Raw genomic sequence first — 23,482 nt, forward strand, 5'->3', positions numbered from 1 at the left:
ATGGTCAGGGCAGCCAGCTGACGTGTCCGCGCAGCAGCGAGTACCCGACGAACGACACCACGTCGAGCAGCGTGTGCGCGACGACCAGCGGCACCAGCCGGTTGGTCCGCTGCCACACGCGGCCGAACACCAGGCCCATGACGAAGTTGCCGACGAACCCGCCGAAGCCCTGGTAGAGGTGGTAGGACCCGCGCAGCACGGCGGCGGCGACCAGCGCGGTGTTCTCGCGCCAGGCCAGCTGCCGCAGCCGGGTCAGCAGGTAGCCGACGACCAGCACTTCCTCGGCGAAGGCGTTGCCGAACGCGGACAACGTCAGCGCGATCGGGCGCCACCAGGTGTCGTCCAGCCGGGACGGGACGACCGCGAGGTTGACCCCGAGCTTCCAGCCGACGAAGTACAGCACCAGACCCGGAACGCCGATCAACGCGGCCAGCCCGGCGCCCCACAGCAGGTCCCGGCCGGGGCGGTCGCGGTCCAGGCCCACCTCGGCCAGCGTCATCCCGCCGCGCCACAGCAGGTACGCGCCGAGCGCGCCCCAGCCGACGAGCTGCACCGCGGACAGCAGCTGGGCGAGCAGGTCCAGCAGGTCGGCGGCGCGCTGCGGGACGTTCAGCGCGACCTGCTGGTCGGACAGCGGTTCCGGCTGCAGCAGCGAGTCGATCAGCGACAGCAGGCTGCGCGCGCCGGACAGGCCCAGCGTGATCGAGAAGACGACGACCAGCTCGATCTTCAGCCGACGTGCCGTCGCGGCGTCCACCGGTTCGGGCAGCGCGGGACGTTCGGGGCGGAGCCAGGAGCGGAGCACGTCCGCACGCTACCGTCTGGTGACATGGCCAAGATTGCTACCGCGGACCGCGTGGACCGTGCCGAGCTGCTGGAGTTCCTCCGGCCGCGGCACCGCGCGATCCTGATGACCACGCGCGCCGACGGCACCCCGCAGCTGTCCCCGGTCACCGCCGGGATCGACCCGGAGGGCCGCTTCGTCGTGGCGACCTACCCGCAGCGCGCCAAGACCCGCAACGCCCGCCGCACCCCGGCCGTGTCGGCGTGCGTGATCTCCGACGAGTGGAACGGGCCGTGGGTGCAGTTCGACGGCCGGGCCGAGGTGCTGGACGTGCCCGAGGCGGTCGAACCGCTGGTGGAGTACTTCCGGTCGATCTCGGGCGAGCACCCGGACTGGGACGAGTACCGCGAGGCGATGGTCAAGCAGAACAAGGCCCTCATCCGCATCACCATCGAGCGCTGGGGCCCGATCGCGACCGGCGGTTTCCCGCCCGAACTCGCCTGACCCGCGAGTCCCACCCTCCCGCGCGCGAGTCCCACCCTCCCGCGCGCGAGTCCCACGCTCGTGCACGCGAGTTCTGCGTTCGTGCAGGCGAGTTCTGCGTTCGTGTGCTGCGTCAGGGCTGGACGCGCATCTGGTTCTTCGCCAGGAACGGGCAGCCGACCAGCCGCCGCAGCTCGATGCTCAGCTGCGCCGGGCTGTGCACCGGCTGGGCGAAGGCCAGGCGCACGTCGTGGTCGCCGTCGCCGGACTCGACCCGCAGCCGCAGCCCGAACTGGTCCAGGCCCAGCGGGCGGATCCGGCCGCCGCGCAGTTCCTCCGGGATGTGCCGGGCGAGCTGGCCGACGACGTCGGGATGATCGCTTTCCAGGTGCCGCAGCCAGCCGGACTCGTAGCCGGCGAACGGATCCGCCGCGGCGGCGTTGAACATGTGCGGCCGCAGCGAGTGGGTGCCTTCGGCGTCGGCTAGGACGAGTGAGGCTGGCGTGAGCCGCAGCAGGCTCAGGCCGTGGCCGAGGTCCAGCAGGCGGGGATCGGGCCGCGTCTCGGCGATCGACACCGCCCTGGCGCGGGCCGACTCCGGGCTGAGGTGCCGCAGCCAGCCGGTGATCCACAGCAGCCCGCGGACGGGTTCCCGCAGGTCGACCGGCGCGTGGTCGGCGAGTTCGAACACCACGGCCAGCTCGCCGCGGTCCGCCGCGCTGGTGCGGGCCAGCAGTGGGTGGTCGTCCGGCAGCAGGACGCTGACGCTGCCGCTGGGGTGGACGTGGTGGAGCTCGGGCACCACGCGATCGCTGCCGGTCGGGTCGCCCGCGGTGGGCAGCAGCGCGCCGGGGCCGTTCCGCACGGCGATGGTCTTCGCGCGCTCGGCGGGGCTGGGTGCGGGCGGACGTCGGATCTCGGTCACTGGCCACCTCCTACTTAGGTGAGCCTAACCTGAGTGATCGACGAAGGGAAGTGGAGCGGTAACACCGCTGGTCGCCTGATCGACTCGGAGGTGTGGAACCCACCCAGCAACGCGTGCTCGCCTACGAGCCGCGCCCCGGCGAACCGGCCGCTGCGGACTCGCTCGAAGTCGAGATCGTCGAGAAGCAGCGCAGTCGTCTGATCGGCTCGACGGTCGTCACCGTCGTGGCCGCCGGGCTGCTGCTGGCCCTGACCACCGACGCGCCGTCGGCCGGCCTTGCGGCGTTCTTCGCGGCGGTCGCCGGGTACCAGCTGTGGCTGCTGGTCTTCCGGGTGCTGCCGTGCGGGCGGCTGCTCGCGTACCCGGCGGTCGTGCTCACCCCCGGTCCGGGACAGTTGCTGGTGGCCGGGTCGAAGGTCAGCGTCGCGCTGCCCGGGCCCGAACCGCGCTGGCTGGTCGTGCGGCTGCCGGAGTCGAAGCGGATCCTGCTGGCCGGCCTGCGGCGCGTGTACTTCGTCGGTCCGGACCCGCGCGGCCGCGTGCTGGTCGGCCTGCCCGGCGGGTTCACCGGGCGGTTCGGCCGGATCACCACCGCGCCGGCGCGGGGCTCGGTGGAGCTGCCCGCGCAGCCACGGCCGATGGTGGCGGCACTGCGGGACCCGGTGGTGACCACGTTCCTGCGTGAGACCCGGCGGCGGTCGTGGGGGATGGCCGGGTTCTTCCTGCTGCTCGCGGCGGGGCTCTTGGTGGTGAACCAGGCCTATCTCGACCTGCCGTACACGGGTGGTTTCGTGACCGTCCTGGCCGTGCTCTACGCCGTCGCCGGCCTGATGCTGCCGGTGCGCACGGTGACGCTGTCCACGGCGGTGAAGGAGCGGCCCTGGCAGGAACTCCACGCGACCCTGGACATCGTGATCACGCCGAACGCCGCGGGCGGCACGGGCAAGGCGGAGGGCCGGGTGATGCTCGCGGACGGCGAAGCGCGCGTGCTGTTCCAGCGGGCGCCGCTCGACCTGCTGGTCAACGTGCGCGACACCCAGCGGTTGTGGCTGCTGGGGACGCCGGAACGGGGCACGAAAGCCGTGGCCGGCCTGCCCGGGTATCCCGTTCTCGGGCTGGTGAACCTGCGGTGAACTGTCCGAGGGGCGTACGTGGTTGTCCGGTTCCCGTACGCTACTAGCGTGTCCCATGTGTCAAGCGCTGTGGAACTCACGCCCCCCGGCCCCCGCGGAATTCCGCCCCTCTTCGCACGGCTCGTAGACGACTCGGCGCTCTTCCCACCCGGCACGGCGACCATGCCGGACGCGCTGCGGAACTACCTGGCCGGCCGCGAGGGCGACCACGCGGGCCTGCTCGGCGTCTTCCTGTGCCAGGCGTCCCGCCTGCCGGAGCTGATCACCGAGCTGATCAAGATCAAGCCGAAGCAGCCGTTGCCGCTGTCGCTGATCATCGACACCGGTCTGGGCGGCGTGCCTAAGGCGATCTCGATCGTCGAGTCCCGCAGCGAGCTGCTGTCGCTGCGCATGGTCGAAATGCCGGCGCCCTCGGACGTCGACGAGGTGTGGCTGGAGCGCGTCTCGGAGTTCGTGCCCGAGGACGTGATCCGCGTGGTCGAGCCGCGCCGGGGCGTGGGCTGGCTCGACGGCGTGCGGCGCGTGATCGAGCACGGCAGCTGGCCCAAGATCCGCTGCGGCGGCCAGTCCAGCGAGAACTTCCCCAGCATCGACGAGGTCGCCGACTTCCTCGCGGTGCTGTCCGGCTCGCCCGGCGCCTCCTTCAAGGCGACCAACAGCCTGCACCGCGCGGTCCGGCACGACGATCCGGACAACAACATCACCCACCACGGCTTCCTCAACCTGCTCGTCGCGGTGGCGCGCAGCCTCTCCGGCGGTGACGTCCGCGACGCGCTCGCCTCCACCGACGGCGAGGCCCTCGCCGCGGAGGCGAAGTCGCTGTCCGAACCGGCCGCGAAGGCCGTGCGCGCGCTCTTCGCGTCCTACGCCTGCGACAGCTTCGAGGCACCGGTCGCCGACCTCGAGGCGCTCGGCCTGCTGTAGTGAGCGCCGAAGGCTCGCTGACCCTCGACCGCGGCCTGGCGTTGCTGCAGGCCGTGGCCGACGCCGACGGCGACGCGGCCACGATCTCCGAGCTGGCCGCCGCGATCGGCGCCAGCCGCGCCGCCGTCTACCGGTTGCTGGTGCCGCTGGCCGCGCGTGGGCTGGTGTGGCGCGACGGCAGCAAGGTCCGGCTGGGCATCGGCGTGCTGCGGCTGGCCGGGCAAGTGGTCCCGCAGCTGCGGGAAGCCGCGCGTCCGGCGCTGCGCGAGCTGGCGGAGAAGGCCGGCGCGACCGCGCACCTGTCGATCGCCGAGGGTGACCTGGTCGAATCGGTGGTGACGGTCGAGCCCTCGTGGACCGACTTCCACGTGTCCTACCGGGTCGGCGCCCGCCACCCGATCGGTGTCGGCGCCGCGGGCAAGGCGCTGACCCTGCGTCGCGGGAGCCGGGGCTGGGCGGCGGTCACCGGCGAACCCCAGCGCGGGACCTCGGGCGTCGCCGCGCCGGTGCGCGGCGTGCCGGGCCTGCGGGCGGTCGTCGGCGTGATCGCGCTGGGCCCGCTCAACGCCGAAACCGTGGGCCCCCAGGTGGTGGACGCCGCCGCCGCGGTCGCCGAGGCGCTGCGCGGCGGTTAACGCGCGCGGCGGTATTCGGCGGCCGCCGCCTCGTACTGCCGGTGCTCGGCCTCGTGGTCCGGATCGGGTCGCGGCGATGCGTTCGCCGCGCACCACCAGGTAGCCGCGGACGTGCCCGTTGCTGTTGCGCGAGCCCGGCGGACGTACTGGCCCGCGGTCCGCCGGGCGACGATCGCGCTGACGACCTAGGCGAAGGCCTGCACGACCGCCAGCAGGGCGAACACCGCGAACGCGAACCCGGCGATGCGCTGCAGCAGCTTCGGCTTGAGGCGGCCGCGCACCTTGTGCCCGATGAACACCGCGACCGAGGCGACCGTGATCAGGGCGAGCAGCGAGCCGGCGCCGACCATCAGCGGGTGGCCGTACCGGGCGGTCAGCCCGGCGGTCGCCAGCTGGGACGCGTCGCCCCACTCGGCGGCGAACAGCACGCCGAACGACGTGGCCGCGGAGCGCAGGAACGTCACCGGCTTCACCCCTTGGCGCGCCGCGTCCTCGCCGCTCTCGTCGGCCGCGGAGAAGCCCTCGCGCAACAGCAGGAAGGCCCCGAGCCCGAACAACGCCGCGACGACCGCCGCGACCAGGCCGTCCGGTAGCAGGGTGAGCGCCCGGCCGAACAGCACCGCGATCGTGGACTGCACGGCGAACGCGAGGGAAACCCCGAGCAGGACCGGCCACGCGCGGAAGCGGGTGGTCAGCACGAGGGTGGCGATCATCGTCTTGTCCGGCAGCTCCACGGCCAGGACGAGCACGTACGCGCTCAGCAGCGCCAGCAGTGCGGTACTCACGGTGATTTCCACTCCCCTTTCACTGCAACGATAAAGGGGAGTTCCGGCAATTGCCAGCAGATCGGTTTCGCGAATTGCCGGTTTTCGGTTCGCCAGAATTACTTCTGGCTCGGGCGCAGTTTTTTCTTCGCCGCACCGAAACCTGCCTTGAGCTGGGGAAGAACCGGTCGTCAATCCTGGTCGGATAGCCCGTCGCGCGGCGATGGCGGCGGGTGACCGGGGATTGTTGTCGAGGTATTCGTGAAGTGGTTCGCAAGGCCTGTGGTGCCGGTCACCGCGCTTGATGCGGAACGAGCGCCCCGCTTGTCAAAGCCGTGTCGGTGACCGGGACCTTGGTCCCGGCACGATCAGGACCGCGGGACCTGATGCCGGACCACGGAAGCGAGCAGTCTGAATGACGTGGACGTGCTCCAGCTGGCGCGGTGGCAGTTCGGGATCACCACCGTCTACCACTTCCTCATGGTCCCGCTCACCATCGGACTGTCGGTCCTCGTCGCGGGGATGCAGACCGCCTGGGTCCGCACCGGTGAGCAGCGCTACTACCAGATGACCAAGTTCTGGGGGAAGCTCCTGCTGGTCAACTTCGCCATGGGCGTGGTGACCGGCATCGTCCAGGAGTTCCAGTTCGGGATGAACTGGAACGCCTACTCCCGCTTCGTCGGTGACGTGTTCGGGGCGCCACTGGCGATGGAGGGCCTGGTCGCCTTCTTCGTCGAGTCGACGTTCCTCGGCCTGTGGATCTTCGGCTGGGACCGGCTGCCGAAGAAGGTGCACCTGGCCTGCGCCTGGGCGTTCTCGCTGGCCACGATCGCCTCCGCGTACTTCATCCTCGCCGCGAACTCGTGGATGCAGCACCCGGTCGGCGCCGAGATCGTCGACGGCAGGCCGACGCTGAACTCGATCTGGGCGGTGCTCACCAACAACACCGCGCTCGCCGCGATCCCGCACACCATCGCCGGCGCGTTCTCCGTCGCCGCGGCGTTCCTGGTCGGCATCGCCGCCTGGCACCTGTGGCGCAAGCGCAAGACCGACGACGAGCACCGCGCGGTGTGGCGGTCGTCGATCCGCCTCGGCGGCTGGACCGGCATCGTCGCGTTCGCGGTGCTGGCGATCACCGGCGACTTCCAGGGCAAGCTGATGTTCGAGCAGCAGCCGATGAAGATGGCCTCGGCCGAGGCGCTCTGCCACACCGAGCAGCCGGCCAGCTTCTCGATCATCGCGATCGGCGACGTCACCTCGGAGAACTGCGAGGACGTCAAGACGTTCAACGTGCCCGCGCTGCTGTCCTTCCTCGCGCACAACGACTTCAGCACCGAGGTCAAGGGCGTCGAGGACCTGGTGACCGAGTACCAGGCCCGCTACGGCACGAACTACCCGGACGACCCGCAGCTCGGCGAGCTGGCCGGCAAACCGATCGACTACGTGCCGAACCTCCCGGTGACCTACTGGGGCTTCCGGATCATGATCGGCTTCGGCGCGATCTCAGCGGGCACCGGATTGCTGGCACTGTGGCTGACCCGCAAGAACCGGATCCCGGACACGAAGTGGTTCCCGCGCCTGGCGCTGCTGAGCATCGCGACGCCGTTCATCGGCAACAGTGCGGGCTGGATCTTCACCGAGATGGGCCGCCAGCCGTTCGTCGTGGTGCCCAACCCGTCCGGTGTGGACGGTGTGTGGATGTTCACCGCGCAGGCCGTGTCGCGGATCTCCACCGGTGAGGTGTGGACCTCGCTGATCGCGCTGACCAGCCTCTACGCCGTGCTCGGCGTGGTGGAGGTGTTCTTGATCCGCAAGTACGTCCGCGGCGGCATCGACGGTGTGATCCCGCCCGAGAAGACCGACAACGAGGGCAAGGACGAACTTGCCTTCGCCTACTAGGGGACGGCCATGAGCCTGGAAACGATCTGGTTCTGCATCATCGTCGCCTTCTGGCTGGGGTACCTGTTCCTGGAGGGCTTCGACTTCGGCGTCGGCATGCTGCTGCCGGTCCTCGGCCGCGACAACACCGAACGGCGGGTCATGATCAACACGATCGGCCCGGTGTGGGACGGCAACGAGGTCTGGCTGATCGTCGCCGCCGGCGCGATGTTCGCGGCCTTCCCCAGCTGGTACGCGTCACTGTTCTCGGCCACCTACCTGCCGCTGCTGCTGGTGCTGCTCGCGCTCATCGGCCGCGGGGTGGCGTTCGAGTACCGCGGCAAGGTGGACTCGGCACGCTGGCGCCGCAACTGGGACCGCGTCATCGTGCTCGGCTCGTGGATCCCGCCGCTGGGCGTCGGCCTCATCCTGACCACCACGGTCCTCGGCCTGCCGCTGGACGAGCACGGCAACCGGATCGGCGGCGCGTTCGAGTCGGTCCGCTGGGACACGCTGCTCGGCGCGCTCGCGGTGGTCGGGTTCGCGCTGGTGCACGGCGCGGCGTTCCTGGCGCTCAAGACCGCGGGTGACCTGCGGGAGCGGGCGCGGCTGTTCGCCGTCCGCGCGCTGCCGGTCGCGTTGCTGCCGCTGTTCGCCCTGCTGGCGGTCGTGCAGTGGCGGTCGGGTGCACTGTGGACACTCGTGGCGCTTGCCGTCGCGGTGGTGGCCGCGGTGGTCGCCTGGCGCAAGCTGGTGGCCGACCGGGACGGGCAGGCCTTCGCCGCGCTGGGCGTCGCCATCGCCGCGGCCGTGGTCACGCTGTTCGGGTCGCTCTACCCGGACGTGCTGCCCTCGACGCTCGACCCGGCCAACTCGCTGACCGTCGCGGAAACCGCGTCCAGCCCGTACACGCTCGAGGTGATCACCTGGGTCGGCGCGTTCGGCGCCCCCGCCGTGCTGGTCTACCAGGGCTGGACGTACTGGGTGTTCCGCAAGCGGATCAGCGCCGCCCACATCCCGCCGGTGCACACCCCATGAGCTTTCCCGGACGCTCCGTCCTTCCCGCATCGGTGTCCACAGCGGACACCACGCGTCCGGGAAAGGGTCCGCTCGGCGCGCTGCCCTTGTTGTCCGCGGCGGCGCGCCGGGCGCTCGCCCTCTCCGGGCTGCTCGCGCTCGGCAACGCCGCGGCGCTGGTAGCGCAGGCCTTCCTGCTCGCCTCGGTGTGTGCCGCGGTGGTCGCCGGGCACGACATCACCGCCGGCCGGCTGGTCGCGCTGGGCGGGGTGGTCGTCGGACGCGCGCTGATCGCGTGGGCGCTGCGGGTGGTCGCCGCGCGGGCCGCGGCGGGGGCCAAGGAGGAGCTACGGGCCAAGGTCGTCGACCACGCGCTGCGGCTCGGGCCGGAGTGGATCGCGCGCCGTGGGCCGGGCGAGCTGACCGCGGTGACCACCAAGGGCCTGGACGCGCTGGACGCCTACTTCACCGAGTACCTGCCCGCGCTGGTCACCGCCGCCGTGGTGCCGCTCGGCGCGGGGGCGGCCGTGCTGTTCGCGGACTGGCCGTCCGCGGTGATCATCGCGCTGACCGTGCCGTTGCTGCCGATGTTCGCGATCCTCGTCGGCAAGTACACCGCCGACCGGTCGGCGGCCGCGACCGACGCGCTGCAGCGGATGTCCGGCCACCTGCTGGAACTCGTGCGCGCGCTGCCGGTTTTGGCCGCGTTCCGCCGCGCGGAGGCGCAGGCCGAAGCGGTGCGGCGGGTGTCGGAGAAGCACCGGCGGGCGACCCTGAAGACGTTGAAGGTCGCGTTCTCCTCGGCGTTCGTGCTGGAGCTGGCGGCGACGCTGTCGGTCGCGCTGGTCGCCGTGGTCATCGGCGTGCGGCTGGTGGGCGGTGACCTGTCCCTCGCGATCGGGCTCGGCGTGCTGATCCTGGCGCCCGAGTGCTACCAGCCGCTGCGGGCGGTCGGCGCGGCCTTCCACGCCAGCGAGGACGGGGTGGAGGCGGTCCGCCGCGTCACCGACGTGCTCGCCGAACCGGTCACGCCGGAGGGCACCGCGATTCCCGGCCGGGGTGAGGTGCGGGTCGCGGGTCTGCGGGTGGCGCGGCGCGGGGGCTTCGCGCCGGACGGCGAGACGTTCACGCTGCGCCCCGGCACGCTGACCCGGCTCGATTCGCCGAGTGGCGCTGGCAAGTCGACGACGCTCGCCGTCCTGCTGGGCTTCGTGCGGCCGTCCGCCGGGACGGTGCTGATCGACGGTGTCCCGCTGAGCGAGGTCGACATGTCGGCTTTCCGGCGGGACATCGCGTGGGTGCCGCAGAACCCGGCGTTCACCGGCGGCACCGTCCGGGCCGAGCTGGACCTCGCGCTGGACCAGCCGCCCGACCCGGTCGAGGTCGATGCGCTGCTCATCGAGCTCAACCTCGCCGGGCTGGCCGACGCGCCGGTCCACGAACTGTCCACCGGACAGCGCCAGCGGGTCGCGGTCGCGCGGGCGCTGCTGCGCGTCCGGCACGGCGCGTGGCTCCTGCTGCTCGACGAGCCCACCGCGCACCAGGACGCCGCCAACGCCGCGCTGGTCGAGGCCGCCATCGCGTCCACCCTGCCGCTGGGCACCGCCGTCCTCCTGGCCGCGCACCACCGGGAAACCCACCTGCCGGCCACACACGCGGCGACGACCGCGCCGCACGTCACGGTTGCCGACGCCGCGGAGCCGCAGCCGCTCCGGGGAGTGGTGAGCCGCCGGTTCGTCGGCGGCGCCGCGGTCGGGGCGCTCGCGTTGCTCGCCGGGGTGGCGCTGACCGCGACCTCGGGCTGGCTCATCGCCAAGGCGTCGTTCCAGCCGCCGATCCTGACGCTGACCGTCGCGGTCGTCGGGGTGCGGGCCTTCGGGCTCGGCCGCGCGGTGCTGCGCTACCTGGAGCGGCTGATCACGCACGACGCCGCGTTCCGCATCGCCGGGCAGCTGCGGGTCCGCCTGTGGCGGGGGCTCGTCCGGCTCGGCCCCGCCCGCACGCTCGGCCTGCGGTTCGGCGAGGGGCAGCGGCGGCTGGTCGCCGACGTCGACACCGTTCGCGACCTGCTGCCGCGCGTGGTGACCCCGCCGCTGGTCGCGGTGCTGGTGCTGGCCGGGGCGATCGCCGTGCAGACGATCCTGCTGCCGGTGGCCGGGCTCGTGCTCGCCGCCGCCGTGCTGGTCGGCGCCCTCGCCGCGCCCGCGCTCGCGCTGCGGCTGGAGCGCCGGGCGACCACCGCGCTCGCCGAGGGGCGCCGGACGGTCAGCGCCCAGGTGCTCGGCCTGTTCGGCGCCGCCGCCGAGCTGATCGCGTTCGGCGCGCACCGCCGCCGCCGGAAAGACCTCGCGCGCGCCGACGACCGGCTGGCTCACCAGGCCCGGCGGCAGGCGTTCGGGGCGGGCGCGGCCGACGCCTTGATCACGCTGGTCACCGGGGCGGCCGCGGTCGCCGGGGTCGGCCTGGCCGCGGGCTCGGGCATCGACCCCGTGCTCGCGCCCGTCCTCGCCCTGGTGCCGCTGGCCCTGGCCGAGGTCCTCGCGATGCTGCCGCCGGTGGCCCAGCACTGGGACCCGCTGCGCACGTCGATGGACCGGATCGCCGACGTCGAGCGCTCGCAGCCGCAGCCGCCCGTGGCACACGGCCCGATCGCCTTCGAGCACGCCGACCTCGGCTGGACCACCCCCGTGCTGCGGGACGTGGACCTGCGGATCCCGGCGGGCACGCACGTCGCCGTCGTCGGCCCGTCGGGTGCCGGCAAGTCGACCCTGCTCGCCGCGCTGCTCGGGTTCCTGCCCGCCCAGCGCGGACGCCTGACCACCGCCGCCGAGGTGGCCTGGGCGCCCCAGGAACCGCAGCTCGTTTCGACGACGGTCGCGGAGAACCTGCGCCTGGCCGACCCGCACGCCGACGACGACCGGCTGCGCGAAGCCCTGCGCCTGGCCTGCCTGGACCTGCCGCTGGACACCGTCCTCGGCGACGCCGGCAGCGGCCTGTCCGGCGGTCAGGCGCAACGGCTCGCGGTCGCGCGGGCGCTGGTCGCGGCCCCGCGGGCGGACCTCGTCCTGCTCGACGAGCCGACCGCGCACCTCGACGAGCCGACGGCCCGCCGGCTGCGGGCCAACCTGCGTACCGCCCTGGCCGGCCGTACGGTCGTGCACGTCACCCACCACGCCGAGGAGGCGGCCGAGGCCGACCTCGTCCTCGACGTGCGTGACGGGCGTGTCAGCGTGCGGATGCCGGCCCTGGAAGGCGGCTACGCTTGACCCTGCTCATGGAACCCACCCTCGCCGCCCGCGCGCTGTCCGCGGCCACGGAGATCACCACCGCCGCCCTGTCCGGCGGCGACCCCGACGCGGTCCTGGACTCGGTCGTGCACCAGGCCGCCGAGCTGGCCGGGGCCGACCTGTGCCTGGTGATGGTCCGCGCGGACGACGGCAAGGTGTCCGTCGAAGCCGCCTACGGCACGCACAACGAGGACCCGCGCGGCGTGGTGCTGCCCGCCGAGTCCGCGGCCGGGCAGGTCGCCCGCGGCGGGGTCACGGTGGTCGCCGACGACATGACCACCGATCCGCGCACGGCCCCGTACGTGCCGGCCGAGCTGCGCCGGTTCGGCCCGTTCGCCGCCGCGCCGTTCGGCTCCGGCGGGCGGGTGCTGGGCGCGCTCGCGGTGTACCGGGAGCGGTCCGGGCGGCCGTTCGACGAAGCCACCGTCGAGGTGCTGACCGCGTTCGCCGCGCAGGTCGGCGTCGTGCTGGCGCTGGCCGAGGCCGCGAACGACCGGCACCGGATCACGCTCTACCAGGAGCGCGAGCGCATCGCCCGCGAGCTGCACGACGTGATCGTGCAGCGGTTGTACGCGGCGGGCATGCAGCTGGACCGGGTGCGCCGCCGGATGCGCAAGCGGTTCGCCTCGACCGACGCGACCCGGCTCGGCGAGGCCATCGACCAGCTCGACCAGACCATCGAGGAGATCCGGCACACCGTGCGCGAGCTGCGGTCCCCGGAGCCCGCGACGGCGGAGAAACCGCCGGCCACCGACCTGGCCGAGTCGGCGCGCGCCGAGGTGCGGATCGCGGGGGAGCTGCTCGGCTTCCCGCCCACGCTGGAGCTGTCCGGCGAGCTGGCCGACATCCCCGCCGAGCGGGCCGACCACATCCGCGCCGCGCTGCGCGAGGCACTGTCCAATGTGGTCCGGCACTCCGGGGCGAGCGAGACCAGGGTGACGCTGGTGCGCGACACCGACGGGGTGAAGCTGCGCGTCCGCGACAACGGCGCCGGCGTGCCGCAGGACGTGCAGACCCGTGGCCTGCGGCACCTGGAGGAACGCGCCCAGCGCGCGGGCGGGAAGTTCTACCTCAACTCCTCGCCGAGCCTGGGCACGCTGGTGGCGTTCGAGCTGCCGCTGGACAAGCGGGCCAGCTGATCGCGGGACGCCGCCGCCACGTCGGCCGCGACCCCCAGTTCGCCCAGCATCTCCGCGGCGGCGGCCATCTCGTCGGTGCGGCGCCTGGCGTGCTTGACGCTGCCGGTCACCAGACGCTCCACCGTGGACTCGTCGGCGCGCGTCAGCTCGTCGACGATCACCCCGCGCAGCCAGTCCTCGACCCCCGCCGCGCGGGCGGCCTCCAGCGCCTCGACCACGGCGGCCGACATGCCCTTGAAGAACACGCTCCGCAGCAGCTTCCGCTCCGCCGCCACCCCCGCCTCGCCGGGCAGCACCTCGACCGACGCGCCGAGCGCGCCCAGCAGCTTCGACACCGCGTCCGCCGCCGGACCGCTGGCGAGCATCGGCACGCGCAGTCCGCGGCCGGGGACGGGGGCCATGATCGCGACGTCGGCGAAGCCGATCCCGGCGTCGGCGGCGATCGCGGCGAGCTCACGCTTCTTGCCGGGGGAGGCGGTGTTCAGGTCGGCCCAGACGCCACTGACCTTCGGCAGGCCGGCCCGCAGCGCGCCGACCGCGGCGGCCGAGCTGTTGACGCTGAGCACCAGGTCCGCGTCCTCGGCGGCGTCGGCTTCGGCGGAGAACTCCGACGGCACCACCGGGTCGTACCCGCGCACCACGGCTCCGGCCGCCCGCAGGTCGCGGGCGAACTCACTGCCCGCCTCCCCGAGACCGAGAACGGCGACAACGGTCATAACGGGCTCCTCCTCGACAACCGACTACCATTCCGAGTAGACGATGTTCACGACAAAATTGTCAACAAACCGAGCGCGGGGAGCGGGCGTGGGAGAGCGGGCCGAAGTCGAGAAGCCGGTGGTGGACGCCATCCGCGAAGCGATCATCCGGGGTGAGTTCGTGCCCAACCAGCGGCTGGTGGAGGCCGACCTGTCCGCGCAGTTCGCCGCGAGCCGCGCCAACGTCCGCATCGCGCTGCTCGAACTCGCCAACGAAGGCCTGGTCGAACGGGTGCAGAACCGCGGCGCGCGGGTGCGGGCCGTGTCGCTGGAGGAGGCCATCGAGATCTCCGAGGTGCGCATGGTGGTGGAGAGCCTGTGTGCGGAGAAGGCCGCCGAGCGCGTCACCGGCGAGGAGATCCGCGAGCTGAAGGCCCTCGGCAAGGCGATGCGCAAGGCCGTCGCGTCCGGGGACGTGATGGGGTACTCGGGGCTGAACCAGGAGCTGCACCGCCGGGTGCGGGAGATCTCCGGTCAGCACACGGCGGGCCAGGTGCTGGAGCGGCTGCGGGCGCAGAGCGTGCGGCACCAGTTCCGGCTGGCCATGCGCCCCGGCCGGCCGTCGGTCTCGCTGCCCGAGCACCTGGCGATCATCGACGCCATCTGCGCCCACGACCCGGCCGCCGCGGCGGCGGCGATCCGGAAGCACCTGAGCAGCGTCATCGAGGCGCTGCGCGAAGCCGAACAGTCCTGAGCCGTACCCTTGACGCCTGTCGCCACAATTGTTAACAATCTTGGCGAGCAAAATGGCGCAAAGGAGCGGCATGGCAGACCACCCGGTACCCACCCAACGTGCCCGAGACCTCGTCCGCGGCGCCTATGACGTGCACATCCACGTCGCGCCGGACGTGATGCGACGGCGGATCGACGACCTGACGCTCGCCGAGCGCTTCGCCGAAGCCGGGCTCGCCGGCTTCGTCCTGAAATCCCACTACCTGCCCACGGCCGAGCGCGCCGCGGTCGTCAACCGGGCCCGCCCCGGCATCGACGCCCGCGGCGCGATCACGCTCAACGCCTCGGTCGGCGGCATGAACCCGATCGCGGTCGAGATCGCCGGCCGCGGCGGCGCCACGTTCGTCTGGCTGCCCACCGTGGACAGCGCCAACCAGCGGCAGTGCCAGGCCCGCGAGCCGGAGGGCGCGAAACCGCCGATGTGGGCGCAGGTGCAGGCCGACCTCGCCGCCGCGGGAATGGCCGCGGACCCGGTGGACGTGCTGGACGCCGACGGCAAGGTGCTGGAGAAGACCCGCCAGGTGCTCAGCCTGGTCGCCAAGCACGACATGACGCTCGCGACCGGACACCTGCACCAGGACGAGTCGGCCGCGGTGATCGACGCCGCGATCGAGGAGGGGGTGCGGCGGATCGTCGTGACCCACCCCGAGTTCACCTCGCAGCGCATCGGCATCGAGCGGCAGCGCGCGCTGGCCGAGAAGGGCGCGCTGCTGGAACGCTGCTTCACCACGCCCTACACCGGCAAGGTGAGCTGGGACGTCTGGCTCGGCAACATCCGCGCGACCGGCCCGGAGCACTCGGTGATCTCCAGCGACCTGGGGCAGCCGTTCAACCCGCCGGTCGAGCACGGCCTGGCGCTGGCCGCGGACCGGCTGCTGGAGTACGGCTTCACCGCGGACGAGGTGCACACGATGATCGTCGTGAACAGCCGCCGCCTGGTGGGGGCGGACGCATGAGCCTCACCGCGGACGCGATCACCAAGCAGTTCGTCAAGGACGACTCGGCTGTGGTCGCGCTCCGCGAGTTCAGCCTCGACATCGAGCCGGGCAGCTTCGTGACCCTGCTCGGCCGCAGCGGGTGCGGCAAGTCCACGCTGCTCAACCTGCTCGCCGGGCTGACCGAACCGAGCACCGGCGAGATCCGGTACCACGACCGCAGGCTCACCGGGCCGGACACGAGCATCGGCTACCTGACCCAGCACGACACGCTGATGCCGTGGCGGGACGTGCTGCGCAACGTGGAAATGCCGCTGGAGATCAGGGGAGTGGACGCGCGCACGCGCCGGGAGACCGCGCTCGACCTGGTGCGGCGCGTCGGCCTGAGCGGGTTCGAGAAGCACTACCCGCGTGAGCTGTCCGGCGGCATGCGGCGCCGCGCGAGCCTGGCGCGGATGCTGGCAGGCGCGCCGGAAACCCTGCTGATGGACGAGCCGTTCGGCGCGCTCGACGCGCAGCTGCGCACCGAACTGCAGGAGGAGCTGCTGCGGCTGTGGCAGGGCAGCGGCCAGACCGTCGTGTTCGTGACGCACGACATCGAGGAGGCGCTGCTGCTCGGCGACCGGGTCGTCGTGCTCGGTTCGCTCGGCACGATCCTGCTCGACCGCCCGATCACCCTCGCCCGCCCCCGCTCGGCCGACGACCTGCGGGTGGATCCGGAGTTCGTGGCGCTGCACCGGGAACTCGCCGGAGCCCTGAAGGAGGCCGTCGCATGACCCTCACCGCAACCGGGCCCGTGCGGGTCAGTGTGGATCGCACCTGGTGGCAGCGCAACGGCACCACGACCACGGTGTGGGCGCTGCGCGTCGCGTTGCTGGCCGCGTTCCTGGTGCTGTGGCAGATCGCCGCGGACCGCTGGATCGACAGCACGTTCACCAGCAAGCCCAGCGACATCGTCCGGCGGCTCGGCGAGTGGAGCGCCGACGGGACGCTGTGGACGAACACCTGGATCACCGTGCAGGAGATCGTCTACGGGTTCCTGCTCGGCGCGGTGACCGGCGCGATCGCCGGGTTCGTGCTGGCGTCGCTGAACCTGCTCTACCGCGTGCTCGACCCGTTCATGATGGCGCTGTACTCGATCCCGAAGGTCGCGCTCGCGCCGCTGTTCATCGTGTGGTTCGGCATCGGGATGCACATGAAGGTGCTGCTCGCCGCGGCGACGGTGTTCTTCCTGGTGTTCCTCAACACCGCGGCCGGCGTGCGCGAGGTCGACCGCGGGCTGGTCGACGCGGTGCGCCTGATGGGTGGCAACCGGCGGGACATCGCACGCAAGGTCGTGCTGCCGGCGTCGATGACCGGGGTGCTCACCGGGCTCAAGGTGGCGATCCCGTACGCGTTGATCGGGGCGGTGATCGGGGAGCTGGTCGCGTCCAACCGCGGGCTGGGTTACCTGATCAACGACGCGGCGGCGCAGTTCGACACCGCCGGGGTGTTCGCCACGCTGGTCGTGCTGAGCGTCGTGGCGGGGCTGCTCAACGTCCTGGTCGGGCTGATCGGCCGTCGCGTCAACCGCTGGAAGCCGATCGATGGGTGACCGGCGGACGTTTCTGAAAGCGCTTGCCGCGAGCCCGCTGCTGCTGGCGGGGGCGTGCGCGACGCGTGAGTCGACCACACCCTCCGGCGTGCTCAACGTCGGCCAGATCAGCGATTCGGCGGCGTTCTTCCCGCTGTTCATCGCGGAGAAGCGCGGCTACTTCGCGGCCGAAGGCCTGACCCTGGGCGAGCGGCCCCGGCTGGGCACCGGCGCGAAGGTGGCGGCGGCGCTCAAGTCGGGCAGTATCGACCTCGGCGCCGGGGTCATCACGGACGCGTTCAACCTGGCCAAGATCGACGACGGCACGCGGATCGTGACGAGCCTGGTGACCGAGTACTACGTGGACATCGTGGTGCCGCCGTCGTTCCCGGAGGCGGGGTCGCTGGAGGAGAAGATCCGCGCGCTGGTGGGGAAGAACATCGGCATCACCGGGCCGGGCAGCGGCACCGAGGCGCTGGTGAAGTACCTGTTCGGCAGCATCGGCCGCAACGCCGAAACCGACGCGACGCTGGTGAACCTGGGCAGCGCCGCGACGTCCGCGATCGGTGCCCTCAAGTCGGACCGGGTGGACGCGCTGGCGTTCTTCCAGCCGATCGGGCAGCAGGCGGAGGCGGCCGGCGCCGGGCGCATCCACATCTCGCCGGCGGCCGGGGACGTGCCGAGCCTGACGGGAGCGTTGCACGGCTGCGTGTTCAGCACCCGGAAGCTGCTGGCCCGCAAGAAGGACGAGTTCGCCGCGTTCCAGCGGGCGATGGGACGGGCGCTGGCCGACGTGCACGGCGACCCGGCCGGCGCTCGCGAGCTGCTCGGGCAGTACCTGAAGTCGACGGATCCGGCGGCGCTGGACGCGTTGCTGCCCATCCTGCGGCACGAGATCCCGGTGTCCCCGGACGTCCAGCAGACCTCGTACGACACCGCGCGGAAGTTCCACCTGGACAGCGGACTGGTGAAGAAGGCCCCGGACTACGGCGCCGTGTTGCTCTAACACCCACGCGCGAGTCCCACGCTCGGGCGCGCGAGTTCCACGCTCGGGCGCGCGAGTTCCACGCTCGGGCGCGCGAGTTCCACGCTCAGCGGCCGCGTCCGGTGCGCCGCTGAGCGGAGGGCGCGTCCTCAGCCGACACCTTCGACCGTCTCCAGCATCACCTTCAGCAGCCCGGCCAGCTCCGCCTGCTGCTCCGGTGCCAGGTTCGCCAGCGCGACCTTCTCGCCTTCGAGGTGTTCGGGCAGCAGCCGGTCGATCAGCTCCACGCCGCGCTCGGTCAGCCGGACCTGCACCACGCGCCGGTCGCGTTCGCTCGCCGTCCGGGACACCAGGCCGAGCCGTTCCAGCCGGTCCAGCCGCTTGGTGATCGCCGCACCGGAGGACAGCATCTCGCGGCTGATCTGGCCGGGGCTGAGCACCTCGTTGCGCCGCAACGCGCACAGCACGTCGAACTCGGCGCGGTTCAGGTCGTTGGCCAGCAGGAGGTCGTCGGTCGCGCGGCGGATCAGCGAGGCCAGCCGCAGCACCCGGCCGACGACGGCCATCCCGGACGTGTCGAGGCCGGGGTGCACGTCCTGCCACTGCTGCCGCACTCTGTCGACGAGATCACTCACCGCTGAGCTCCTTCGCACGCAAATCGTTCGTTAGTATTTTACTCGTGAATTATTTCGGCCGCCACGACCTCTTCCGCGCGCTCTCGCCGCGCGGCTGGTGGCACCTGCGCCCGGCCGACCGGGCCCTGGTGTCCGCGTTACGGGCCATGACCGGGGCGAACATAGTCCTGGTCGCGGTTGTGACCGCAGGGCACACCGAGCTGGCCCCCGCCGCGGCGTTCGGCGGGATGACCGCGGTGCACGCCCGCTTCGAGCCGTATCCGGTGAGGGCCCGGCTGCTCGCCGTGATCGGCGCAGGTCTGACGGCCGCCGTCGGCCTCGGGGGGACGGCGTCGGCGGCCGGCTGGGGCCCGGTGCCGGTCGCGATCATGGTCGCCCTGGTCGCGGCGGCCGCGAAACTGTTCACGGACGGTATCCGGTCGGGGCCGCCCGGCGGGCTCATGTTCGTCTTCGCCGCGGGGACCACGTCGGCCGTCCCGGTGAGCTGGCCGGGCGTCGCCGCACAGGTCGGGGTCGCGGCCGCGGGCGCGCTGGGCGCGTGGGTCGTGGCGGTGTCCGGGTGGCTGTTCTTCGACCACGACGACCGGCCGACCTCGTGGCGCACGGGGCTGCGGGCCGCGCTGGACCGGTCCTCGCCCGAGTGGCCGCGTGCGGTGAAGGTGTTCGCCGGGGTGCTGGCGACCGGTCTGCTCGCGCACGCGCTCGGCCTCGGGCACCCGTACTGGGCGACCGTCGCGGCGGCCGCCGTGCTGCAGGCCACGCACCTGCAGCACACGATGCACCGCTTCGTGCAGCGCGTGTCGGGCACGGTCGTCGGTGTCCTGGTGGCCGCGTTGTTGCTGACGCTCGACCTGCCGCAACCGGTGAAGCTCGCGGTGATCGTGGTCGCGCTGCTCGGCGCGGAGCTGACGGTCATCCGCAACTACGCGCTCGCGATGGTGTTCGTGACGCCCCTGGTGCTGCTGCTCGGCTCGATGGCGGCGCCGGTCGACACGCTGGCCGTCACCGCCGACCGGCTGGTGGACACCGTGCTCGGCGCGGCCGTCGGCCTGGCCGCCGCGCTGGTCCGGCCGGGCCGCGGCTACCAGCTGGCCTGACCTACTTCGAGCGCCGCGCCACCCACGCCACCGCCTGCGTGCGGCGCTGCATGCCCAGCTTGGACAGCACCGACGTGACGTGGTTCTTCACGGTCTTCTCGGCGAGGAACAGGCGCTCGGCGATCTCCCGGTTGGACAGGCCCTCGCCGATCAGCTCCAGCACCGTGCGTTCCCGGTCGGTCAGGCGCGCCAGCTCGTCGTCGGCGGGGTGACGCAGCTTGTCGAGCACGCGGGCGGTGGTGACCGGGTCGAGCAGGGACCGGCCGGCGGCGACCTCGCGCACGGCGTTGACCACGTCCTGGCCCCGGACCTGTTTCAGCAGGTAGCCGGAGGCGCCGGCCATGATCGCGCCGACCATGGCCTCCTCGTCGTCGAACGCGGTGAGGACCAGGCAGTACGGCGGGTTCGGCCGCGCCCGCAACTCCCGGCACAGCGCGACGCCGTCACCGTCGCCGAGCCGCACGTCGACGACGGCCACGTCCGGCTCGACGTGCATGGCCACCGCGATGGCCTCGTCGGCGCTACCCGCCTCGGCGACGACCTCGATGTCCGGTTCGTCGCTCAGCATTTCCCGCAGGCCGCGCCGCACGACCTCGTGATCGTCGACGAGCAGCACCTCGATGGCCATACCCCGAGCCTAGTCAGCCGGAGAGGTCTTCGACCGCCTTCGCGATGCGGCGCTGCCGGCTGTAGGAGAGCTTGTCGAAGGCGGCTCGTGCCCCGGCGGCTTCGAGCGCGTCGGCCAGGTCCGGTTGAGCCGGGCCCGGAGCTTCACGCCGCCGCCTCCCAGATCCGTCGCGAACTCGCTATCGGGTCGCTCGTCACCGAGACCGGCACGTCCCAGATGCGGGTGAGCCGGTGGTCCTTGTCGTACTCCGGCCAGCCCGGGTCGCCGGTCGTGGCGAAGGAGACCCACGCCTTGCGGATCTCCTTCGACAACGTGTCCGCTTCCGGCGGGGCCGGGTTGCCCAGCAGCATTTCGGCGAGCGGGCCGGTGAAGTTGCCGAACGTCAGCGGAACGTCGAGCGCGTGGCAGGACCGCAGCATCCCGCCGAACGCGGGCGACGGCCAGGTCAGCTCGTAGCACCAGCTGCGGCCGGGGTGGTTCTGCGCGGACCACAGCGACGGCAGGCGGAAGGTGCGGTCGGACAGGATCAGGACGTGCAGGTCGGCGTCCGACAGGCCGGGGTGGGCGGCCCGGTACTCGGCGATCGCGCCGGCGGGCAGGCCCACGGCGTCGGCGGTGGCGGCGGGGTCGGCGCCGGAGAGGTCCTGGCCGGCGACGAAGAGGGTGAACTCGTCGTGGTTGAAGCCGGCGACCAGGTCGACCTCGGCGCGCAGGGTGCGCCACGGGAGGTCGGTGACCAGCTCACCGTCGACGATGGGGCCGAACGGCGTGATCTCGCCGGGCACCATCTGCACGGCGTGGATGGCTTCGGAGGGCACCTGCGCGAAGCCGTCGAGCGTGGCCGGGACGCCGAGGGCCGCCGCGATGCGCTCGGTGGTGCGCCGCACGCGGTTCTCGGAGAGGAACCCCTGCGCGATGCTCTGCCCGATGGCCCGCCGGAAGAGGCCGCGCCCGGCGTCGGAGGCGGTCAGCGCCGCGACGGACGTGCCACCGGCGGACTCGCCGAAGATCGTCACGTTGTCCGGGTCGCCGCCGAAGTTCGCGATGTTGTCCTGGACCCAGCGCAGCGCCGCGAGCTGGTCCAGGAAGGCCCGGTTGGCGGGCGCCCCGGGCAGCCAGCCGAACCCCTCGAGGCCGACGCGGTAGTTGAACGTCACGACGACCACCCCGGCGCGGGCGAGGTTGGCGCCGTCGTACTCGGGCTGCCGCGCGGTGCCGATGAGGTAGGCGCCGCCGTAGATCCAGACCATGACGGGCAGACCGCTGCCACCGGCGTCCGGGGTCCACACGTTGACGCTGAGGAAGTCGTCCCCTTCACCCGGCTGCCAGGCCGACGGCATGCCGGGAAACAGCGACCCCTGCGGCGGCGAGGCCGAAAACCGGTCCGCGGGTCGCGTCCCGTCCCACGGCTCGGGCCCGGTGGGCGCCTGGAACCGCGCGGCACCGGTCAACGGTCCGGCGAACGGAATGCCCTTGAAGGAACTGACCACCCCGTCGGTCACGCCGCGGACGGCCCCGGACCTGGTCTGCACGATGGGATCCACCGGTCGTGGATATCACAGGTTCTGCGACCAAGTCACCCACCGGCGACGCCGTCCTGGTCAGCGGAAGGCGGGCACCGGGGTGCTCGGTGCCCGCCAGGTCGCCACCGTCAGACGCAGGATTCCGGCGTGGTGCGCAGTACCGGATCGTCCTGCGGGGCCGAGGTGATGGTGTAGGTGGTCACCTCGCGGGCGGTCCCGTCGTGGATCTCGTAGAGCACCCGCTGTCCGCTGTAGGTCATGGCGGAGGTGTTGTCGTCCATCAGCGCGGCCAGCGTGATGAGGTCCCGGCCGCCGGAGGAGTTGTCGGCGCATTCGTAGCCGAGCCGGGTCGTGACGCCGCCGCCCTCGTACAGGTACAGCTTCTCACCGTCCGTTGTGGACAGAGTGCGCGGGCCGGTGCCGTCGTAGTCCCAGACGCCGTACCAGAGCGTGTTGGCGCCGGCGGTCTCGAGCACGACCACCTCCTGCCTGCCGTCGCCGTCGATGTCGGTGACGCGCATCGGCGCGGGAGCCCCGGGCAGGTCGACGGCTGTCGTCACGCCGCGCACGGTGAACTCCAGCCGCTGCGTGTAGTCGCCCGTCGTGGTGAGTGTCGCCAGGTCCGGCGTGCCGTCGCCGTCGAGGTCGACGGCGGCCCGTTGTGGTTGCGGGGCGGCGGACGCCGCTCCGGAAGCGAGCACCGCCGATGCCAGAGCCGCCGCCAGAACGGCAGCACACCGCAGAGTTCTCATGATCGAAAACCTCCCGTCCGTCGGCCGGGACAGCCATCCCGGCGCCCGAACCGCCCGCCGTCGTGAACGAATGACGAAGTGCGGTCTACCGAGGTTCACGCTTTCCGGGAGTGGGACGTGCACCGCGAGTGCCATGTGCCATAGCGGGGCAACCTTCCGCCCTGCTACGGCGTAACTACTCCGGTACCGGGAATCGCGACTCGTTGCGGTTCACCTTCGCCTCGGCGGCTTCCAGGAGGTCCACGCCGAGCACGTAGGCCAGCCGGGCGAGGTAGATCGTCACGTCGGCCAGCTCGTCGAGCACCGCGGCGCGCGTGGCCGGGTCCTCGAGCACCGAAGCCGACTCCGCCGGCGTCAGCCACTGGAACAGCGCCGTCAGCTCGCCCACCTCGCCGGACAGGGCCATCACCAGGTTCTTCGGCGTGTGGAATCGTTGCCAGTCCCGGGCGGCGGCGAACTCGGCCAGCCGCCGTTGCAGATCGTCGAGCGTCACAGGGCGCAGTATCCGGTGCCGCACGACCCGATCGGGTTGCGGTATCACTGTGGGTATGTCGCCGATCCCCGAGCTCCAGCAACGCCAGATCGATCGTTGGTGTGAGCGGCGGGTTCCGGCAGGTCAGCGCGACGAGTACACGGTCATGTCCCGCTGGCGCGGGCGCATCGTGACCCTCGTCGAGCGGCGGGCCGGATGGGTGGGCGACGGGCCGGCCGAACGGCCCTTCGCCCAGCTCCGCTACGGCCTCGACGAGATGTGGTCGCTCTACTACCTCGCCGACGCGGGCCGCTGGCGCCCGTACCCGCGCAGCGTTCCGGAGATCTCGCCCGTCCCCCTTCTGGACGACCTCGATCGTGGCGCCGAGACCGGTTACTTCTTCCAGTGGCTCAGCCCCTGCTGATG

Annotated in this window: 24 protein-coding genes; 15 read left to right on the forward strand and 9 right to left on the reverse strand. The window is 72.2% G+C overall.

Going from position 1 to position 23,482, the window contains the following annotated elements:
* Positions 1-4: 4 nt before the first annotated feature.
* On the reverse strand, positions 5-769 hold the full coding sequence (locus tag D0D15_RS01280) for a CPBP family intramembrane glutamic endopeptidase (RefSeq protein WP_094003565.1): 765 nt from the start codon (positions 767-769) through the stop codon (positions 5-7).
* Between the two features lie 60 nt (positions 770-829).
* Here D0D15_RS01280 and D0D15_RS01285 point away from each other — a divergent pair, with 60 nt between their 5' ends.
* Positions 830-1,288 (forward strand): PPOX class F420-dependent oxidoreductase, encoded by a 459-nt coding sequence (locus tag D0D15_RS01285; RefSeq protein ID WP_094003491.1) that lies wholly within the window; start codon positions 830-832, stop codon positions 1,286-1,288.
* Positions 1,289-1,400: 112 nt separating this feature from the next.
* Here D0D15_RS01285 and D0D15_RS01290 read toward each other — a convergent pair whose 3' ends face one another.
* Complete coding sequence (locus D0D15_RS01290) at positions 1,401-2,192, reverse strand: DUF2470 domain-containing protein (protein WP_094003492.1); 792 nt, start codon at positions 2,190-2,192, stop codon at positions 1,401-1,403.
* 92 nt (positions 2,193-2,284) lie between these two features.
* On the opposite strand from D0D15_RS01290, the gene D0D15_RS01295 reads away from it, so the two are divergent.
* From D0D15_RS01295 to D0D15_RS01305, 3 genes are all read left to right on the forward strand, one after another.
* Positions 2,285-3,325, forward strand: a complete 1,041-nt coding sequence (locus D0D15_RS01295) for a hypothetical protein (RefSeq protein ID WP_115944169.1) — start codon at positions 2,285-2,287, stop codon at positions 3,323-3,325.
* 69 nt (positions 3,326-3,394) lie between these two features.
* A complete protein-coding gene (locus D0D15_RS01300; RefSeq protein ID WP_275897104.1) occupies positions 3,395-4,249 on the forward strand; it encodes a hypothetical protein in 855 nt (284 codons plus the stop codon).
* Complete coding sequence (locus D0D15_RS01305; protein WP_094003495.1) at positions 4,249-4,884, forward strand: helix-turn-helix domain-containing protein; 636 nt, start codon at positions 4,249-4,251, stop codon at positions 4,882-4,884. Before D0D15_RS01300 ends, D0D15_RS01305 begins: the two co-directional genes overlap by 1 nt.
* A 185-nt stretch (positions 4,885-5,069) precedes the next feature.
* On the opposite strand, the gene D0D15_RS01310 is transcribed toward D0D15_RS01305, so the two are convergent.
* A complete protein-coding gene (locus D0D15_RS01310) occupies positions 5,070-5,657 on the reverse strand; it encodes a TMEM165/GDT1 family protein (protein WP_094003566.1) in 588 nt (195 codons plus the stop codon).
* Positions 5,658-6,068: 411 nt separating this feature from the next.
* On the opposite strand from D0D15_RS01310, the gene D0D15_RS01315 reads away from it, so the two are divergent.
* From D0D15_RS01315 to D0D15_RS01330, 4 genes are read left to right on the forward strand one after another with little or no spacing between them, the layout of a single operon-like run.
* On the forward strand, positions 6,069-7,547 hold the full coding sequence (locus D0D15_RS01315; RefSeq protein WP_094003496.1) for a cytochrome ubiquinol oxidase subunit I: 1,479 nt from the start codon (positions 6,069-6,071) through the stop codon (positions 7,545-7,547).
* Between the two features lie 9 nt (positions 7,548-7,556).
* Complete coding sequence (gene cydB / locus D0D15_RS01320; RefSeq protein WP_115944170.1) at positions 7,557-8,564, forward strand: cytochrome d ubiquinol oxidase subunit II; 1,008 nt, start codon at positions 7,557-7,559, stop codon at positions 8,562-8,564.
* The gene (gene cydD, locus D0D15_RS01325; RefSeq protein ID WP_094003498.1) at positions 8,561-11,809 is read left to right on the forward strand and encodes a thiol reductant ABC exporter subunit CydD; all 3,249 of its coding nucleotides are present in this window, start codon (positions 8,561-8,563) and stop codon (positions 11,807-11,809) included. The genes cydB and cydD overlap by 4 nt, the downstream gene beginning before the upstream one ends.
* An 8-nt stretch (positions 11,810-11,817) precedes the next feature.
* The gene (locus D0D15_RS01330) at positions 11,818-12,969 is read left to right on the forward strand and encodes a GAF domain-containing sensor histidine kinase (RefSeq protein WP_094003499.1); all 1,152 of its coding nucleotides are present in this window, start codon (positions 11,818-11,820) and stop codon (positions 12,967-12,969) included.
* On the opposite strand, the gene D0D15_RS01335 is transcribed toward D0D15_RS01330, so the two are convergent.
* A complete protein-coding gene (locus D0D15_RS01335) occupies positions 12,897-13,685 on the reverse strand; it encodes a DUF1932 domain-containing protein (protein ID WP_094003500.1) in 789 nt (262 codons plus the stop codon). The genes D0D15_RS01330 and D0D15_RS01335 overlap by 73 nt on opposite strands.
* A gap of 88 nt (positions 13,686-13,773) precedes the next feature.
* Here D0D15_RS01335 and D0D15_RS01340 point away from each other — a divergent pair, with 88 nt between their 5' ends.
* From D0D15_RS01340 to D0D15_RS01360, 5 genes are all read left to right on the forward strand, one after another.
* Positions 13,774-14,418 (forward strand): GntR family transcriptional regulator, encoded by a 645-nt coding sequence (locus D0D15_RS01340; RefSeq protein WP_094003501.1) that lies wholly within the window; start codon positions 13,774-13,776, stop codon positions 14,416-14,418.
* Positions 14,419-14,488: 70 nt separating this feature from the next.
* Positions 14,489-15,412, forward strand: coding sequence for a DUF6282 family protein (locus tag D0D15_RS01345; RefSeq protein ID WP_094003502.1), 924 nt, complete (start codon positions 14,489-14,491; stop codon positions 15,410-15,412).
* Positions 15,409-16,167: an ABC transporter ATP-binding protein gene (locus tag D0D15_RS01350; protein ID WP_094003503.1), complete on the forward strand. Its 759-nt coding sequence runs from the start codon at positions 15,409-15,411 to the stop codon at positions 16,165-16,167. Before D0D15_RS01345 ends, D0D15_RS01350 begins: the two co-directional genes overlap by 4 nt.
* On the forward strand, positions 16,164-16,985 hold the full coding sequence (locus D0D15_RS01355) for an ABC transporter permease (protein ID WP_094003504.1): 822 nt from the start codon (positions 16,164-16,166) through the stop codon (positions 16,983-16,985). The genes D0D15_RS01350 and D0D15_RS01355 overlap by 4 nt, the downstream gene beginning before the upstream one ends.
* Positions 16,978-17,970 (forward strand): ABC transporter substrate-binding protein, encoded by a 993-nt coding sequence (locus tag D0D15_RS01360; protein ID WP_094003505.1) that lies wholly within the window; start codon positions 16,978-16,980, stop codon positions 17,968-17,970. The genes D0D15_RS01355 and D0D15_RS01360 overlap by 8 nt, the downstream gene beginning before the upstream one ends.
* Positions 17,971-18,098: 128 nt before the next feature.
* On the opposite strand, the gene D0D15_RS01365 is transcribed toward D0D15_RS01360, so the two are convergent.
* Positions 18,099-18,584 (reverse strand): MarR family winged helix-turn-helix transcriptional regulator, encoded by a 486-nt coding sequence (locus D0D15_RS01365; protein WP_233157045.1) that lies wholly within the window; start codon positions 18,582-18,584, stop codon positions 18,099-18,101.
* Positions 18,585-18,628: 44 nt separating this feature from the next.
* Here D0D15_RS01365 and D0D15_RS01370 point away from each other — a divergent pair, with 44 nt between their 5' ends.
* Positions 18,629-19,681 carry an FUSC family protein gene (locus tag D0D15_RS01370; RefSeq protein WP_094003507.1) on the forward strand — a complete coding sequence of 351 codons (1,053 nt, stop codon included), beginning with the start codon at positions 18,629-18,631 and terminating at the stop codon, positions 19,679-19,681.
* Between the two features lies 1 nt (position 19,682).
* Here the strand turns inward: D0D15_RS01370 and D0D15_RS01375 are convergent, their stop codons facing one another.
* The 4 genes from D0D15_RS01375 to D0D15_RS01390 all read right to left on the reverse strand — a co-directional run bounded on the left by D0D15_RS01375 (position 19,683) and on the right by D0D15_RS01390 (position 23,077).
* Positions 19,683-20,309, reverse strand: a complete 627-nt coding sequence (locus D0D15_RS01375) for a response regulator (RefSeq protein WP_094003508.1) — start codon at positions 20,307-20,309, stop codon at positions 19,683-19,685.
* Positions 20,310-20,452: 143 nt separating this feature from the next.
* Positions 20,453-21,853, reverse strand: a complete 1,401-nt coding sequence (locus D0D15_RS01380) for a carboxylesterase/lipase family protein (protein ID WP_198958115.1) — start codon at positions 21,851-21,853, stop codon at positions 20,453-20,455.
* 107 nt (positions 21,854-21,960) lie between these two features.
* Entirely contained in the window at positions 21,961-22,584 is a 624-nt protein-coding gene (locus D0D15_RS01385) for a hypothetical protein (protein ID WP_143266136.1), read from the reverse strand.
* A gap of 175 nt (positions 22,585-22,759) precedes the next feature.
* Positions 22,760-23,077, reverse strand: a complete 318-nt coding sequence (locus D0D15_RS01390; RefSeq protein ID WP_094003511.1) for a nucleotide pyrophosphohydrolase — start codon at positions 23,075-23,077, stop codon at positions 22,760-22,762.
* Positions 23,078-23,132: 55 nt separating this feature from the next.
* Here D0D15_RS01390 and D0D15_RS01395 point away from each other — a divergent pair, with 55 nt between their 5' ends.
* Entirely contained in the window at positions 23,133-23,480 is a 348-nt protein-coding gene (locus D0D15_RS01395) for a DUF3024 domain-containing protein (RefSeq protein WP_094003512.1), read from the forward strand.
* Positions 23,481-23,482 lie beyond the last annotated feature (2 nt).

The organism is Amycolatopsis thermalba (assembly GCF_003385215.1).
GTDB lineage: Bacteria > Actinomycetota > Actinomycetes > Mycobacteriales > Pseudonocardiaceae > Amycolatopsis_E > Amycolatopsis_E thermalba.

Bases quoted from the DNA above. Each gene is read 5' to 3' on its own strand.
- D0D15_RS01385 (WP_143266136.1), bottom strand. From the start codon at position 22,584: ATGAGAACTCTGCGGTGTGCTGCCGTTCTGGCGGCGGCTCTGGCATCG.
- cydD (WP_094003498.1), top strand. From the start codon at position 8,561: ATGAGCTTTCCCGGACGCTCCGTCCTTCCCGCATCGGTGTCCACAGCG.
- D0D15_RS01360 (WP_094003505.1), top strand. From the start codon at position 16,978: ATGGGTGACCGGCGGACGTTTCTGAAAGCGCTTGCCGCGAGCCCGCTG.
- D0D15_RS01285 (WP_094003491.1), top strand. From the start codon at position 830: ATGGCCAAGATTGCTACCGCGGACCGCGTGGACCGTGCCGAGCTGCTG.
- D0D15_RS01345 (WP_094003502.1), top strand. From the start codon at position 14,489: ATGGCAGACCACCCGGTACCCACCCAACGTGCCCGAGACCTCGTCCGC.
- D0D15_RS01350 (WP_094003503.1), top strand. From the start codon at position 15,409: ATGAGCCTCACCGCGGACGCGATCACCAAGCAGTTCGTCAAGGACGAC.
- D0D15_RS01375 (WP_094003508.1), bottom strand. From the start codon at position 20,309: ATGGCCATCGAGGTGCTGCTCGTCGACGATCACGAGGTCGTGCGGCGC.
- D0D15_RS01335 (WP_094003500.1), bottom strand. From the start codon at position 13,685: ATGACCGTTGTCGCCGTTCTCGGTCTCGGGGAGGCGGGCAGTGAGTTC.
- cydB (WP_115944170.1), top strand. From the start codon at position 7,557: ATGAGCCTGGAAACGATCTGGTTCTGCATCATCGTCGCCTTCTGGCTG.
- D0D15_RS01330 (WP_094003499.1), top strand. From the start codon at position 11,818: ATGGAACCCACCCTCGCCGCCCGCGCGCTGTCCGCGGCCACGGAGATC.
- D0D15_RS01395 (WP_094003512.1), top strand. From the start codon at position 23,133: ATGTCGCCGATCCCCGAGCTCCAGCAACGCCAGATCGATCGTTGGTGT.
- D0D15_RS01355 (WP_094003504.1), top strand. From the start codon at position 16,164: ATGACCCTCACCGCAACCGGGCCCGTGCGGGTCAGTGTGGATCGCACC.